The following is a 474-nucleotide window of genomic DNA, read 5'->3' on the forward strand; positions in this document are numbered from 1 at the left end:
TAACAACAGGTGCTCAGGTTACAAAAGAATTAGATTGTACTGGTACTCCAAATGCTGTTATTACAGTAACAATTGGAGGCGGAAGAGCACCATTTACTTATACAATTCAGAAAGGTTCAGCAGCAGCGAGTGCTCCAAGTGCTCCAATAACTGCGGCTAACTTTACATATTCAGTTACAGCAGCAAATGCTGACACTTATACATTTGTGGTTACAGATGCTAACGGATGTTCTAAAACAGCGACCGCTACTGTTGACCCAATTTCAAACCCTACAGTAACAGCATCTCCAGTTGCATCAACATGTAACGGAAATGCAGACGGTTCTGTAACCTTAACAGGAGCAGGCGGATCTGGAAACTACACTTACAGCAACAATGCAACAACAGGATTTACTGTAAATCCTGTATTTACAGGATTGGCTGCTGGATCTTATACATTCTATGTAAAAGATGGTAAAGGATGTACAGGTTCGG

At 41.4% G+C, this 474-nt stretch carries 1 protein-coding gene; it reads left to right on the plus strand.

Annotated features, from left to right (window positions below; genetic code table 11):
* A partial coding sequence (locus tag ACTJIW_RS24180; RefSeq protein WP_440718502.1) for a hypothetical protein occupies nt 1-474 on the plus strand: 474 nt, incomplete at both ends.

Origin of the sequence: Flavobacterium sp. 22659 (assembly GCF_052044235.1) — a bacterium.
GTDB lineage: Bacteria > Bacteroidota > Bacteroidia > Flavobacteriales > Flavobacteriaceae > Flavobacterium > Flavobacterium johnsoniae.